Origin of the sequence: Endozoicomonas sp. YOMI1 (genome assembly GCF_024606345.1) — a bacterium.
Classification (GTDB): Bacteria; Pseudomonadota; Gammaproteobacteria; order Pseudomonadales; family Endozoicomonadaceae; genus Endozoicomonas.
In genome coordinates this window covers 1-13,729 of the sequence record NZ_JAHHPM010000506.1, presented here as the reverse complement: position 1 = coordinate 13,729, position 13,729 = coordinate 1, and the positions used below count along the sequence as shown (strand labels likewise).

Annotated in this window: 13 protein-coding genes; 8 read left to right on the top strand and 5 right to left on the bottom strand. The window is 46.6% G+C overall.

Annotation, left to right across the window (positions count from 1 at the left end; translation table 11 throughout):
* The first annotated feature begins 93 nt into the window (after positions 1-93).
* Positions 94-2,283 (top strand): polyphosphate kinase 1, encoded by a 2,190-nt coding sequence (gene ppk1, locus KDK15_RS18020; protein WP_257296780.1) that lies wholly within the window; start codon positions 94-96, stop codon positions 2,281-2,283.
* 296 nt (positions 2,284-2,579) lie between these two features.
* Positions 2,580-3,209 carry a hypothetical protein gene (locus KDK15_RS18015; RefSeq protein ID WP_257296779.1) on the top strand — a complete coding sequence of 210 codons (630 nt, stop codon included), beginning with the start codon at positions 2,580-2,582 and terminating at the stop codon, positions 3,207-3,209.
* Between the two features lie 97 nt (positions 3,210-3,306).
* On the opposite strand, the gene KDK15_RS18010 is transcribed toward KDK15_RS18015, so the two are convergent.
* Positions 3,307-4,116, bottom strand: a complete 810-nt coding sequence (locus KDK15_RS18010; RefSeq protein WP_257296778.1) for a carbon-nitrogen hydrolase family protein — start codon at positions 4,114-4,116, stop codon at positions 3,307-3,309.
* Positions 4,117-4,213: 97 nt separating this feature from the next.
* On the opposite strand from KDK15_RS18010, the gene KDK15_RS18005 reads away from it, so the two are divergent.
* Together KDK15_RS18005 and KDK15_RS18000 are read left to right on the top strand one after the other, a co-directional pair.
* Positions 4,214-4,999: an NRDE family protein gene (locus KDK15_RS18005; RefSeq protein ID WP_257296777.1), complete on the top strand. Its 786-nt coding sequence runs from the start codon at positions 4,214-4,216 to the stop codon at positions 4,997-4,999.
* A 119-nt stretch (positions 5,000-5,118) separates the two neighbouring features.
* On the top strand, positions 5,119-5,544 hold the full coding sequence (locus KDK15_RS18000; RefSeq protein ID WP_257296776.1) for a hypothetical protein: 426 nt from the start codon (positions 5,119-5,121) through the stop codon (positions 5,542-5,544).
* A 146-nt stretch (positions 5,545-5,690) separates the two neighbouring features.
* Here the strand turns inward: KDK15_RS18000 and ruvX are convergent, their stop codons facing one another.
* The 4 genes from ruvX to gshB form a co-directional block, all read right to left on the bottom strand.
* Positions 5,691-6,140, bottom strand: coding sequence for a Holliday junction resolvase RuvX (gene ruvX / locus KDK15_RS17995; protein ID WP_257296775.1), 450 nt, complete (start codon positions 6,138-6,140; stop codon positions 5,691-5,693).
* Positions 6,141-6,161: 21 nt separating this feature from the next.
* Positions 6,162-6,734: a YqgE/AlgH family protein gene (locus KDK15_RS17990; RefSeq protein ID WP_257296774.1), complete on the bottom strand. Its 573-nt coding sequence runs from the start codon at positions 6,732-6,734 to the stop codon at positions 6,162-6,164.
* A 238-nt stretch (positions 6,735-6,972) separates the two neighbouring features.
* Positions 6,973-7,863, bottom strand: coding sequence for an energy transducer TonB (locus KDK15_RS17985; RefSeq protein ID WP_257296773.1), 891 nt, complete (start codon positions 7,861-7,863; stop codon positions 6,973-6,975).
* A gap of 164 nt (positions 7,864-8,027) precedes the next feature.
* On the bottom strand, positions 8,028-8,987 hold the full coding sequence (gene gshB, locus KDK15_RS17980) for a glutathione synthase (protein WP_257296772.1): 960 nt from the start codon (positions 8,985-8,987) through the stop codon (positions 8,028-8,030).
* A gap of 81 nt (positions 8,988-9,068) precedes the next feature.
* Between gshB and KDK15_RS17975 the strand changes: the two genes are divergently transcribed.
* Genes KDK15_RS17975 through KDK15_RS17960 form a run of 4 tightly spaced genes read left to right on the top strand, consistent with a single transcriptional unit; the run spans position 9,069 to position 13,525 of the window.
* Complete coding sequence (locus KDK15_RS17975; RefSeq protein ID WP_257296771.1) at positions 9,069-9,767, top strand: hypothetical protein; 699 nt, start codon at positions 9,069-9,071, stop codon at positions 9,765-9,767.
* Positions 9,768-9,802: 35 nt separating this feature from the next.
* On the top strand, positions 9,803-11,455 hold the full coding sequence (locus KDK15_RS17970) for an AMP-binding protein (protein WP_257296770.1): 1,653 nt from the start codon (positions 9,803-9,805) through the stop codon (positions 11,453-11,455).
* On the top strand, positions 11,452-12,258 hold the full coding sequence (locus tag KDK15_RS17965) for a hypothetical protein (protein WP_257296769.1): 807 nt from the start codon (positions 11,452-11,454) through the stop codon (positions 12,256-12,258). The genes KDK15_RS17970 and KDK15_RS17965 overlap by 4 nt, the downstream gene beginning before the upstream one ends.
* A 4-nt stretch (positions 12,259-12,262) precedes the next feature.
* The gene (locus KDK15_RS17960) at positions 12,263-13,525 is read left to right on the top strand and encodes an aminotransferase class I/II-fold pyridoxal phosphate-dependent enzyme (protein WP_257296768.1); all 1,263 of its coding nucleotides are present in this window, start codon (positions 12,263-12,265) and stop codon (positions 13,523-13,525) included.
* Positions 13,526-13,729 lie beyond the last annotated feature (204 nt).

The following is a 13,729-nucleotide window of genomic DNA, read 5'->3' as shown; positions in this document are numbered from 1 at the left end:
GAATTTTTAGACCAATTTATCGCAACCGCAGTAGGACAGTCTTAAGTCCGACAGGCTCCCAGACTGCTGCTATTTTGCGGAGAAAGAGGTCATATGGATAACCCCCAACAATCGGATGTTCAGGAAACCCAGGCCCAACCATCTGAGCTTGCCGAGCCAATTGCCAGTAAGCCCCCAAAGGTCAATGATTATCAGAACCCTGACTATTACATTAATCGTGAACTCAGCCATCTGGCGTTTAATTTCCGGGTTCTGCAGCAGGCATTAAACGAAGAGTACCCGCTGCTGGAGCGCTTCCGGTTTCTGCTGATTTTCAGCTCCAACCTTGATGAATATTTCGAAATCCGTGTCGCGGGCCTGATGCAGCAGATCGACTTCTCCCGTGAGCAGGTGGGCCTCGATGGTATGGGACCACAGCAGGTCTTGAAAGAGATCAGCCAGAAGGCCAAAGAATACGTTGGGCTGCAATATCGGATATTGAATGAAAGCCTATTACCTTCTCTGAGAAAAGAGGGTATTCGCTTTCTGCGCCGCAATGAGCTGACGGAAAAGCAGCAGGCATGGATCAAGCGCTTCTTTTACCATGAAGTGATGCCCATCATCAGCCCTATCGGGCTGGACCCGGCCCACCCTTTCCCAAGACTGGCGAATAAACTGCTCTGCTTTATTGTCTCCCTGGAAGGCAAAGATGCTTTTGGCCGTGATACCGGTATGGCCATTATCCCGGCACCACGGTCTTTACCACGTATCGTCAAAATGCCTGAAGATATCTGCGATGGCCGGAAGAATGATTATGTATTTCTCTCTTCGATTATCCATCGCCATGTCAGCGACCTGTTCCCCGGCATGGATATCAAGGGCTGCTATCAGTTCCGGCTGACCCGTAACAGTGACCTGGATCTTGAAGATGAAGTTGAAGACCTGGCCAAGGCACTGCAGGGTGAACTGCTCTCCCGCCGTTACGGTAAAGCGGTACGACTGGAGGTAGCCGACAACTGCCCACAACCATTGGTGGATTTTCTACTCAATGAATTTGGCCTGACCAATGAAGACGTTTACCAGGTCAGTGGACCGGTAAACCTGACGCGCATGATGTCCATCTGCGACACCAATGACAGACCGGATCTGGTCTTTCCACGATTTACCCCCGGCTACCCAAAAGGCCTGCACAGTAAACGGAAGCACAGCAACAACGTACTGGATCTGGTGGCGAAACAGGACATCCTGCTCCATCACCCCTTTGAATCATTCACTCCGGTAGTGGATATGCTCCGTCAGGCAGCCAAGGATCCTGATGTTCTGGCCATCCGACAAACTCTGTACCGCACCGGTGCTCACTCAGAAATAGTGGATGCCCTGGTAGAAGCCGCCAGACAGGGTAAAGAGGTGACTGTTGTGGTAGAAATCCGTGCCCGGTTTGATGAAGAGGAAAACCTGGCCCTGGCCCGTCGCCTGCAGGAAGCAGGAGCCGTTGTCGTATACGGTGTCGTCGGCTATAAAACCCATGCCAAAATGATGTTGATTGTTCGTCGTGAAGGACGGCATATTCAGCGTTATGCTCACCTTGGCACCGGTAACTATCATGCTGGCAATGCCCGCCTCTATACCGATTACAGCCTGCTGACCTGTGACAAAATACTGACCAACGACGTTCATAAAATCTTCCAGCAGCTGACCGGGATGGGGCGTGCGGTTCGTGTCCGTAAGCTATTCCATGCGCCATTCACGCTGAAAAAGAGCCTGATTGATCTGATCAACCAGGAAACCAATAATGCCAAAGAAGGAAAACAGGCCCGGATCATCATCAAAATCAACTCCCTCACGGAGTCTCATATGATTAAGGCGTTGTTTAAAGCGTCTCAGGCCGGTGTTGAGGTTGATCTGATCGTTCGGGGTATCTGCTGCCTGAGGCCCGGCATTGAAGGGCTCTCGGAAAATATCCGTGTACGCTCCATTGTCGGACGGTTTCTTGAGCACACCCGTATCTACTATTTCGAAAATGGCGACGATGACGCCCTGGTGTATTGTTCCAGTGCTGATGCCATGATCCGAAACCTGGACATGCGTATTGAGACCTGTTTCCCCATTGAAGACCCAAAACTTGCTGCTCGCATCAAAAAAGAATTGGACTACTATCTCACCGATAATAACCGAAGCTGGCAGCTGCAAAGTGACGGTGAGTATGAGAAAAACCGACCGGTTCGGAGTCAGCGTCGACGTAATGCCCAGGAACGGTTGATGGATGCGCTGGCGATTATTGCTAACAAGCCGTCTACTGATTAAGGGACTGTCATTTGATAACTTTGACATTCCAGTAAGCGCTGCTCGCCACCCGCTACCCGAAATAGACAGGTCGCTTGTGCTTTTGCGGATAGCGAGCGTGGAATTTTTTATGTAATTACCCCCTCTCTGGTCGTAGTCCAGGACTTACCTCTACTTTATAGCCAATCTTCCCTACATATTCTTTTATCACTGACAATTTTTAAGAAGTGTTTGAATTATTTCCTGAGAATTGACTCTATTTCAAAGCCACTGCGCTACACGACTGAGATATATCAATATTTTATGAGATTCCTGAAATGCACAACATAAATTATCGAGCCGATGTCAATCAGAGTCGACCATCAAGGCTGGCTGACCTCGAGCAAAAGTTTGATAGGAATGACTCCTCACAAAATAAAACCAGAGCGTTTTCCAGCCGCACATGTCTTGTTGCGCTGGCTGTCGGTTCAGTAATAGGCACTATGGCAGCACTGTATTATTTGGCTAGCAGCCAAAGCAGTGTTCAACAGTCGTCATTAAGTGAACGATTAATTACTCCAGGATGCCTTAATGCCGGCCAATTCACCTCTTTTACCGGTATACATCCCTTCAATGACAATGATATTTATTGCACTTACCCCGATAAAACCCTGCCCAGACAGATGGCCGAACTAGTCCATCACGGAATCATTAGCGTAATTGAGCACGCAGGAAACATAATTTACCATGGTGCAAGGAACACCTTTGAATGTATCAATCAAGGGCTTACCTGGCGACAGTATATTGATGAATCTGTGTGCGTTCGTATGGATGCAGGTACTTGTAGCTCTCTTGGTGGATATACTTCTCATGGTGGCAGTATATGTTCGCCGACAATTGACCTTGAAGGTTCTGCCAGTAAACGGTGCACCAGAGATTATGTGGAGCTGTGTAAATGGCAGAACTAAGAGTCCGAGAATAACTTCCCCTTTTTTGCCATGGAGTCACAGAGGAATGGATTTTTTCTTTTCTGCGAACCTCCGTGGCTCCACGGCAAGTTTTTCTTTACTGGATGAGTCTGCGGTGGTTTAAGCAGGGCATTTGCAGACGTACTTTCGCCAGTTCATCCAGATCCAGTTCAGCCATAATCACCGCAGCCCCTTCAGCAGGGCCTTCAGCCAGAATATCTCCCCAGGGTGAAATGATCATACTGTGACCATAGGTCTGGCGGCCATCAGGATGTGTACCCGCCTGGTTGGCTGCCAGCACATAACATTGGTTTTCAATAGCCCTGGCTTTCAACAGCACTTCCCAGTGCGCTGCACCGGTTACTTTTGTGAAGGCAGAGGGTACGGTTAATATCGTTGCTCCCTGAGCCACCAGCGTGCGATATAGCTCAGGAAAGCGAAGGTCATAACAAATTGAAAGGCCAACCGTTGCCGCACCAATAGTTACCAGCCCTGGCGCTGATCCGGGGATAAAATCATCCGATTCCCTGTACCGCCCTTTACTGTCAGATACCTCTGCATCAAACAGGTGCATTTTGTTGTAATGGGTGACTTCATCCCCTTCAGGGCTATAAACAAGGCACGAGGCATGGTTACGCCCATCATCCATGTTATAGACAGGTACTGAGCCGCCGATAAGCCAGCTACCCAATGTTTTGGCCGTGGATGCCATCCACTCCCGTATTGCATCAGCCTGCAAAGCTGCATCAGCCTGAGGGCCTCCAAGCATGGCAAAACATTCGGGTAGCACAATAATATCCATTTGCTCCCGTCGATGAGTCATTAACTGACATTCAATGTCAGCAAGATTTTCAGAAACAACCAGCCCTGAGCAAACCTGAACCACCGCCGCTTTAAGTCTGCTCATTATTATTCGCCCATGCTTTTTCGTTGAGTGGATTTTCGCAAAATGGATGATAGTTTATTCTTGTAGGTCTTCATAAAGCTACCAGACACTAAAAAACATGTGCCTTATTGTTTTTTCATGGCAACCTGATAGCCAGTATCCACTGATTCTGACTGCCAATCGAGATGAATTTTATCGCCGCCCGACACAGGCAACCGACTTCTGGAACGATTCGCCCGATGTATTTGGTGGCCGGGACCTTGAAGCTGGCGGCAGCTGGTTGGCTATTAACAAAAATGGCCGCTTTGCTGCCGTTACCAACTACAGGGAAGTTCCCAGCCCTGCTGGCTTATATTCCAGGGGTACGCTGGTCGCCAACTTTGTAACAGGTTCCCAATCTGCATCTGACTATTTACATGCAGTTCAACAACAGGGTGACAAGTGGTCAGGGTTCAATCTTCTGATCATGGACTCGACAAGCCTTTATTACTTTAGCAACCGTACAAAAGACCAAAGTATTTCTCCTCTACCTCCCGGGATATATGGTTTGAGTAACCATCTGCTGGACACACCATGGCCAAAGCTTATGAGAGCACGTAATAGCTTTATCAGGGCAATAAAAGAATCCATCCCCCCCAGTGGCAAACAACTTATTGAGCTGATGCACGATAATTATCGGCCACCCGAGGAACAATTACCGGATACCGGGGTCAGTAAAGAGGTAGAGAAACTGATTTCCAGCTGCTTTATTGCCAGTAAAGATTACGGTACCCGAAATACCAGCGTATTGATGATCGACCGCCACCATCAGCTGCAGTGGATGGAACAGGAATACCTGCCGGAAGGAGCAGCCGGTGAGCGCCGTCAATTCAAGATCAAACTGCAGCAGAATCATCTAAGCTAGTGCAGAAAAGTGCTAATCCCCATACAACGCACACTGTGAGTCTCGGGTATGCATTCCCACGGGGGAACGAGGCGTGAAACGTGCCTCACCAACAGTTATCAGATTGAACTGAGGTCCCTATGCTTAACCGCTTTTGCCATTTAATACTTCTCTCTTTGTTGGCTCTGCCAATCAGTACTCTAGCTAAAGATAGCTGGGTAGCCGTCGGTTCAGCCAAAGCCAGGGTCAGTGAAAATACCTTAACCATTTTCCCCCAGACCGAAGAGGCATTCAGCAAGCTTCGTTTCCATATATCTCATGGCGATATCATCTTACATCAGGCTCGCATCTATCTGGCTAAAGGCGAGGTATTTCATATCAACCTGCAAAAAACCATTAGAGGTAAAAAGAACGGTGCTGATGGACAGGATTACTCAAGGACAGTGCCACTGATTACTTCACAGCAGAGCCCCATAACGAAAGTCAAAGTATTCTATAAATTCAAACAGCAGCAATTAGCATCCAAACCGGTGACTGTTGAGTTGCTTGGTGTTCCTGCAACCTGACTCGGGAATAAGCGCTGCCCGCTGCCCGAAAAAGACAGATCACTTGTGCCTTTGCGGGAAGCGGGAAGCGGGAAGCGGGAAGCGGGAAGCGGGAAGCGACCTTAACAAGCCTCAGTCAAATGCGGCACTTATTCCGAGACAATTTCTCAATTACTCATAAGATGTTCATTCTGAGAATCATTCAGCCAGGCCTCCAGGATAATCTGGGCAGCCATGGCATCTACCGGGTTTGATCCGTAATGTCCTTTATGGCCAAGCTTGCTGGCCCATTGTTTGGCCTCGAAAGACGTTAGTCGTTCATCCGCTGGATAAAATGGCAGGTTGAAGCGTCCATGAATCCGGTTACCAAACTTTCTGGCGCGGCGCGACATTTCCGACTCCGAGCCATCCATATTCAATGGGATGCCGACGACAACGGCATCAGGCTTCCATTCGTTAATAAGCGTCTCAACCTGGCTCCAGTCCGGGATTCCATCTTTTGCTGTCAACGATGGCAGGGCAGAGGCGGTTCGGGTAATAACCTGTCCAGCCGCAACACCAATGTTACGGGTTCCGAAGTCAAAACCCAGTACGGTGGTTAATTTCTTATCGGTCATCGCTTTTTTGTCAACAGAAACCTATGCATGGCCAACCTGATCAGAAATCAGATTGATATTAACACCCAGTGTACTGGCAGCTGCACTCAGTCTCAGGTGGTAAGGTGTATCGAAAACAATGGATGGGTGCGCTTCACAGGTCAGCCAGGCATTCTCGGAAATTTCCTTTTCAAGCTGACCTGCGCCCCAGCCTGCATAACCAAGAGCAACCAATGCCTGCTTTGGACCTTTGCCTTTTGCCATTGCCACCAATACATCGGTTGATGTGGCCAGTTGCAGTCCCGGGCATATCTCCAGGCTGGCATCCCAACTGGACTCCCCTGAATTCAGGACAAAACCTCTCTCCTGTGACACCGGGCCTCCAGAGTATACCGCGTGCTGACTCACGCCTGACTGCTCATGGTGATCAATGCCAATCTGTCGGAAAATCTCACTCATCGGCAGGGTGCTTGGTCGATTCACCACAATACCCAGAGCACCTTCCGGGCTGTGCTCACAAATAACCGTCAGCGTTTCAGCAAAGGAAAGGTCAGCCATGCCAGGCATGGCAATAAGAAAGTGACTTTTGAAATTCTGGAAAGGAACACTGCTCATAAGTTGCTAATCATATGAAATCATTTATTTCTGACTTCTCGTTCAGGCACTCTGTTGCATTACAACACTGCTCACATAGCTTCGGCTATGCTTCCTCCGTTTCGCCTTGCATGGTACATGCCCAGCTAGCCGGAACTATATGATCCATATAACCAGCTACTTAGCGGAGTATTAGGGTAAAGGTCATTTATGGCAAGTCTTGATGCCTATATTCCCGCAATACAACAGGCTCTGAAGCTTACTGGCTGAATAGTCGGTCTCCAGGCTCAAAGCGCCAGGTACGTATGATTTCAACCATGTCATAGCTCTTAAGTGTGTCGTCGAATGGGGCAAAGGGTGAAGCCATTCTGACAATACGAACCGCAGCATCATCCAGAACCCGATAACCCGATGAGTCCAGTATCTCAACATTTGACAATGTGCCATCCCGATTGATGGCAACCATCAGGCGCAACTCGCCATAGAGCTGTTGCTTACGCGCTTTTTCCGGGTAGTTGATGTTGCCAACCTTCTCAACCTTCCGTCGCCAGGACTCTTTGTAAAATGCGCCAGCTTCCTGCAAGGTTGATGCCGCTGTCAGCCTTTTGATACGCGGGCGTTTGGCGAACTCCTGGCGCTGCTGATGGAACTGGGCTTCAAGGCTGGCAATTTCATTTTTCAGGTCAATGTGCTTGCGTGGCTTGTCTTTTTCAACCGCAACGGGTTCCTGCTTTTCACTGTCATCGGTTGCAGAAACTTTCTGCTGGCTCTTTGCCTTAGTGGTAATACGGGTCTGTTGTGTCACGGCTTGCTCTGGTTGAGCCGCTGTTTGTGACTGTGGCTGGACTTCCTTAATGGTGTCTTCCTGAAACTGTGCCTGCTGGTCACTGGAGGGCAATGCTTTTTCATCCAGAGTACCACTGCCCTGTTGATTGATCTGGGCCAGGTAGTCGGCTACTTTGGGTTTCTCTTTGCTTTGATAACTGGCCAGAGTCACTTCCAGAGTTGGCGGAGGGGCAGGCTTGTCCTTAAAGCTAAACGTTACCCCCAGCACGATCAGAACGTGCAGAGCCGCCGCCATAAAAAGGGTAAAACCCAGACGGTCTGCCGTCGATACTGCTGCTGATGAAATAGTCGCTGGCTGAGTCATAGCTTTCTGATTACTGCTTTCCCCTGGTAAAGCCCAATGGCAGAGCCGTACTGATTAATACAAGATGAGCCCTTATAGGGCTCTTGCTTACCGGCCAAGCCTGATATTCAAGACTATATGCAAGATTCTGTTGGAAAAAAACAGTCTATAGAATAATCGTCTGGTCAGGGCCTGGCCTTGAGTTTTTCCTCAATCTTATCCATCAACTGACCGGCGATGTTAAGTGTAAACTGATTGTCCAGCTCTCGGATACAGGTCGGTGAGGTAACGTTGATTTCTGTGAGGTAGTCGCCAATAACATCCAGCCCAACAAAAATCAGGCCTTTCTTGCGCAGCTGTGGCCCTACCTGACGGGCAATCCACAAATCCCGTTCACTCAGGGGGCGTCCTTCACCGGTACCACCTGCTGCCAGGTTGCCTCTGAGTTCCCCGGCAGCAGGAATGCGCGCCAGGCAGTAGGGAACAGGTTCCCCATCAATCATCAGGATGCGCTTGTCACCGGATTTAATATCCGGAATAAACTTTTGAATCATGGCCTGACGCTGGCCCATTTCCGTCAGGGTTTCTACGATCACGCTTAAGTTCGGATCATTGGTTTTTGTGCGGAAAATAGAACTGCCACCCATGCCATCCAGTGGCTTCAGTACCACGTCGCCATGTTCTACCGCAAACTCTTTCAGTAACCTTGGACTGCGGGAAACCATCACCGGGGGCGTGCACTGTGGAAACAGTGTGGCAAACATTTTTTCGTTACAGTCACGGATACTGCGGGGGTTATTCACAATCAATGTGCCAGCCGCCTGAGCCTGCTCCAGCAGGTAAGTGCTGTAAATAAATTCCATATCAAAGGGAGGATCCTTGCGCATCAGGATAACATCCAGCGCATCCAGCGGCATCTCCTGGCGCTCATCCAGTGCAAACCAGTTCTCAGGGTCAGCATTGACCGTTAACGGCTTAACGCTGCCCATGGCAATACCTTCTTTCTGATAAAGGTCGGCCTGTTCCATGTAAAACAGCTGCCAGCCTTTCTGACTGGCCGCCAGCAGCATGGCAAGGGAGCTGTCTTTTTTGTAATTGATGGAGGCAATAGGATCCATCACAATGCCGAGTGTCAACGCTTTCACAATATATACCTTTTATACTATCCAGCAGGAGGTTAACTTCTCTATTTCCAAACATCATGAACATAAAGACATTGCGTTTCAGTGTCTGCTGAGCGTTATTGCTATGAACTTTTTGGCGAGTTGTACTGTCCGACAGGTAACGAAAAAATAACTGAGTTGTATTGGCCTATGATGGATTCACATATTGCTAAAAATATGCTTAACAGTCAATCACTGAGGATAACAGCGCCTTTTTTACAGCATGAGTTAAGCATTCTGCAAAATCTTATTATTGGTGATACAAAAATAAATAATATGGTGGTTGTCGGGTCTGGCCCACTGACCTATCGGAATCTTGCCATTTTACACAACATAGGATATTACGCTGTAGATCCATTTTATCGAGTTAATAGTGATGCAAATGCAATCAACATGATAAATTTACACTTTGAATCTATTACAAGAAACCAGATCACTAAAGAAAATGTAATTTTTGTATTTTGGTTTAATGTTGCATTTTATATAAAGAATTTTGCTGAATCAGTCAGGCGTACTGTTAGAAAAGGGGATATTTTATTTATTTCATCTTGGGGGAATGGAATAGAATCAAAGGCACTGTTAAAAAAATACCTGAAAAGTGTCTACCAAACAAAAGATGAACGTATGATTGAAATCATGGTTAATGAAATTTTGAAATTCTGCCCTGTTGAGTCCTTGTCAGATTGGTTGTGTGAAAATAAATACAAAATTGGTCAATATTCCAATGCCTTCAATGATATAAATATTATTTTTACCGAATGAGCGATAAAGTTTGGATTAACAGGTGTTATTGCCAAATGAACGGAAAATCACACAGCTTACTTCATACACCAGTATTAATAGCAATTGAACAACACCCTAATCATGTTGCAGTCATTGAAGAATCAGGCTTAAAGGTTACCTACCGCCAATTGGGTCAATTGCTAAATGCGTTTACCCAGCTAATCTGTGGTTTTAATAATAAAAATGTAAACGTACCACTTATTGGCGTTCTGTCTCCAGTTAACCATCTGAGTATTTCAGCGATATTGGGTATTCTCAATGCCAGATGCGCTTACGTACCCCTGGATGATCAATCCCCACCAGAAAGGCTGAACAAAATAATAGATAATACCCAAATGAAATTATTGCTGGCTGATGGAACCCTGCTCAGCAAATTTCCTGAGTTGGCAGACAATGACAGCATAGAGAAAATAGTCGTCTTTGGTGACTCTGTATTGAATCCGGGGAATCTGGGGAATTCTGAAGAATCCTCTGAAAAAATCATCTGCTTTTCTGATTTCAACCAATCACCATCCACTGACATAGACGAACAATCTCACCTTTTGTCAGAGACACTTTGTGGTCATAGCGACGATTTAGCCTACATTCTGCACAGCTCAGGATCAACCGGAGTACCGAAGGGTATAATGTTGTCCCACGGCAATGCCAGGGCGTTTACGGATTGGATGCAAAAGGAGTTTTGTCTGACTTGTAATGATGTTGTGATATCCAGGGCTCCGCTGAAGTTTGACCTGTCCGTTTTTGATATTTTCAATACATTATCCATCGGTGCAACCCTGGTCTGTTTTGACTGGCAAAAACAACGTTCTTCTATTGAAAAACACAGGGACTATATCTCATTACTCAGGCGGGAACGTGTATCCATATTATATACCACACCCTCTACATTAATAACGCTTGAGTGTAGGGGAGGACTTGGCCAAAGCAGCACCAGTCTTCGTCAGATTATGTATGCAGGTGAGCCATTTCCGGTAGCTAAACTCCGTCACCTGATGGAATCATTACCGGACACCCGGTTCAGCAATATTTATGGCCCGACAGAAACCAATATTATTACCTGTTTTCATGTTGCTCCCGGAGATTTGGCTAAACATCAGAACGCTATACCTTTGGGTACCGAGGCAGATCATAGTGAAATCATCGTGGTCGATGAGGCCAGTATGAGTGTGTGTCAGGCTGGCGAGATTGGTGAAATATGGTGCCAGGGTCCTACGGTATGCCATGGTTATCTGAATATGCCGGAACTGACCAGAAAAAACCTGGTAACCAGTCCTTTTGCCCAATATCCGGGCAGGTTCTGGAGAACCGGTGATTATGGTTTCCGGGATAAACAGGGGGTGTTGCACTATCGCGGCCGACGGGACCTGATGATCAAGATTAAAGGATATCGTATTGAGTTGGGAGAAATTGAATCCGCGCTTGCCAGTATTACCGGGATATATGAATGCTGTGTCGTTTTCATAAAAGACCAATGCCAGATACATTGCTTTTATTCAACCGTCATTAACCTGCCGTTGGCTGAAAAAACAGCAATCCAACAACTAAAAGAACAACTCCCAGCCTATATGATTCCATCACATTTCCATTACAAACCGGATTTACCAAAAACATCTTCTGGAAAAATAGACCGGGTGTTACTTAGTGCAGAGGCATCATTAGTGTTATGAATAATAACAAAATTAAAGAGGTTATTTTTACTGCGAACCAGGCATGGAAATTACTCTGCTTTGATGAACTTCATAGTTACGACAATTATCAGATTTCCTGGTTACAGGATGCTGACCGACCTTATTACAACTGTATACATATTCATGACGCCCTGGCATACAGAGAATTGCAGACAGCTGAAGCCTATTTCACAACACGATCAAGCCTTCCGAGAGTTTATACTCATACTGGCACTGACGGAGAATATATTAATTTTTTAAAAAGTGAAGGTTACATCGAATTACCTGAGGAAGAAGAACTTTGGTATGAGTTCCCCATAGAAAGCATGAATGCACCGTTGGAACTGGGGGATTTGTATAAAAAGCCATTATCTGAAATTGATATCAGAAAGATTGATACTGAAAAAGATCAGCTGGAATACTTTATGACACTAAACCGGCATCGGAACAACATTCCGGCATCACTGGCAGAAAAATTCACCGAAAAAATCAGAAAAAACAGCATGAATAAGAATAACTCCCTGGAATGTTTTTCTGCCTTTTCCGGGGATCTTACCATTTCCATTGGCACAATGAGCTGCATCAACGGGCTGGCTTTTCTATCTGAAGGCGCAACTGATATCCGTTTTAGCCGACAGGGTTTGTACTCAACTATGTTAGCGTTTCGGATTAATCTTGCTTATCAAAGGAAGTGTCGGTTTGCATATGTTCGCTGTGATAAAGAGGCATGGTCTAATAAGGGGTGTATGAAACTGGGTTTTTCTTCATTTCTCAGTCGTCAACTGTGGGAAAAAAGGAAATAAAATTATGAATCTCGAAGATGAAATTATTGAAATTAATCAATCAGAGAATCGTCGGGCTCACATACATGCCATGCTGGGTAAAATGAAACAGTATGATTTAACGGCGGTGAAAATTGAAGGACGAAGAATCTGGGTTGATGACGATCACTCGGTGATTGATTTTGCTTCATGCAACTATCTGGGATTGGATCTTGATGAAGAGATGCAGAACGATATCAGCGATGAAATCATGAGATGGGGGGTGCATCCAAGCTGGTGTCGTCTGGTAGCCAGCCCGGCGATCTATCAACAAATTGAAAACCAGCTGGCTACGTTGATTGGTGTGGAGTCTACCTTGATTTTTCCCACCGTGACATTGATCTCCATCGGCGTGTTGCCCGCACTGGTGGGCAAGGGAGGAGTCCTTATTCTGGATAAATCCGGTCATGAAACCATGTACGAAGCGGCGAAAATAGCCAGAGACAGCGGGGCAACATTACTCTCCTTCCCGCAAAATGACCTTGAAACCTTAGAGTTACACCTCCAGCACCACCAGAACAATAAGCGAAAAGTCATTATGATTGATGGCGTTTACAGCATGAGTGGTGATTTTGCCAGGGTACCGGCTATTGTTGCCCTCGCTAAAAAGTACGATGCCATTGTGTATATTGATGATGCCCATGGATTCGGTGTCGTGGGGGAGAACCCCACATCGGCAATGCCCTACGGGCAGCGAGGCAATGGCATCGTCCGTTATTACGGGCTTGACTACGAAAACATTATCTATGTGGGGGGATGTTCAAAAGCTTACTCATCCCTGGCGGCGTTTGTTGGCTGCTCAAAAAAAATGCAGAGCTTTATTAAGGGTTTTTCAACACCTTATGATCTTTCCGGCCCCTGTCCGACCGCTTCACTGGCCACCCTGGCGAAAGGTTTGGTGATCAACGAGCATCGAGGAAACCAATACAGGGAAAAACTGTTCACTTTAACCCATAAGAGCATTAATGGTCTGAGGTCAATGGGTTTTGAGGTGCTTAATCAATCCTGGTTTCCGATCATTTTTGTCAGGATAGGTGATAATCAGGATACCATAGAAACCGCAAATCTACTGTTTGAGAAAGGCATTCTAGTTACAGTTTCACCCTATCCGATGGTGGGTATTGGCCAGGAGGGGCATCGCATTACGTTAACGGCTGCCAATACACTAGAAGAGGTTGAAGAGCTGCTGGCAAGCTTTCAAATTATCCGGGATTATCTGGTCGACAAGCACAGTAATAATGCTATTTAAGAAATCTGAGAGATCAAAAGGCATCTTGCTATGTCTTGCCAGCGTTCTGTTTATGCATTTAACCGATGTGGTTATCAAGCTATCGGGTAATACCCTGTATTTCAGTCAGGAGCTGTTTCTTCGTTTTGCCTCATCAGCACTGCTATTACTACCGCTCCTAAAAACTTGCTCAAACCTACTCAAAGTTATCTAAACCTGAGCATT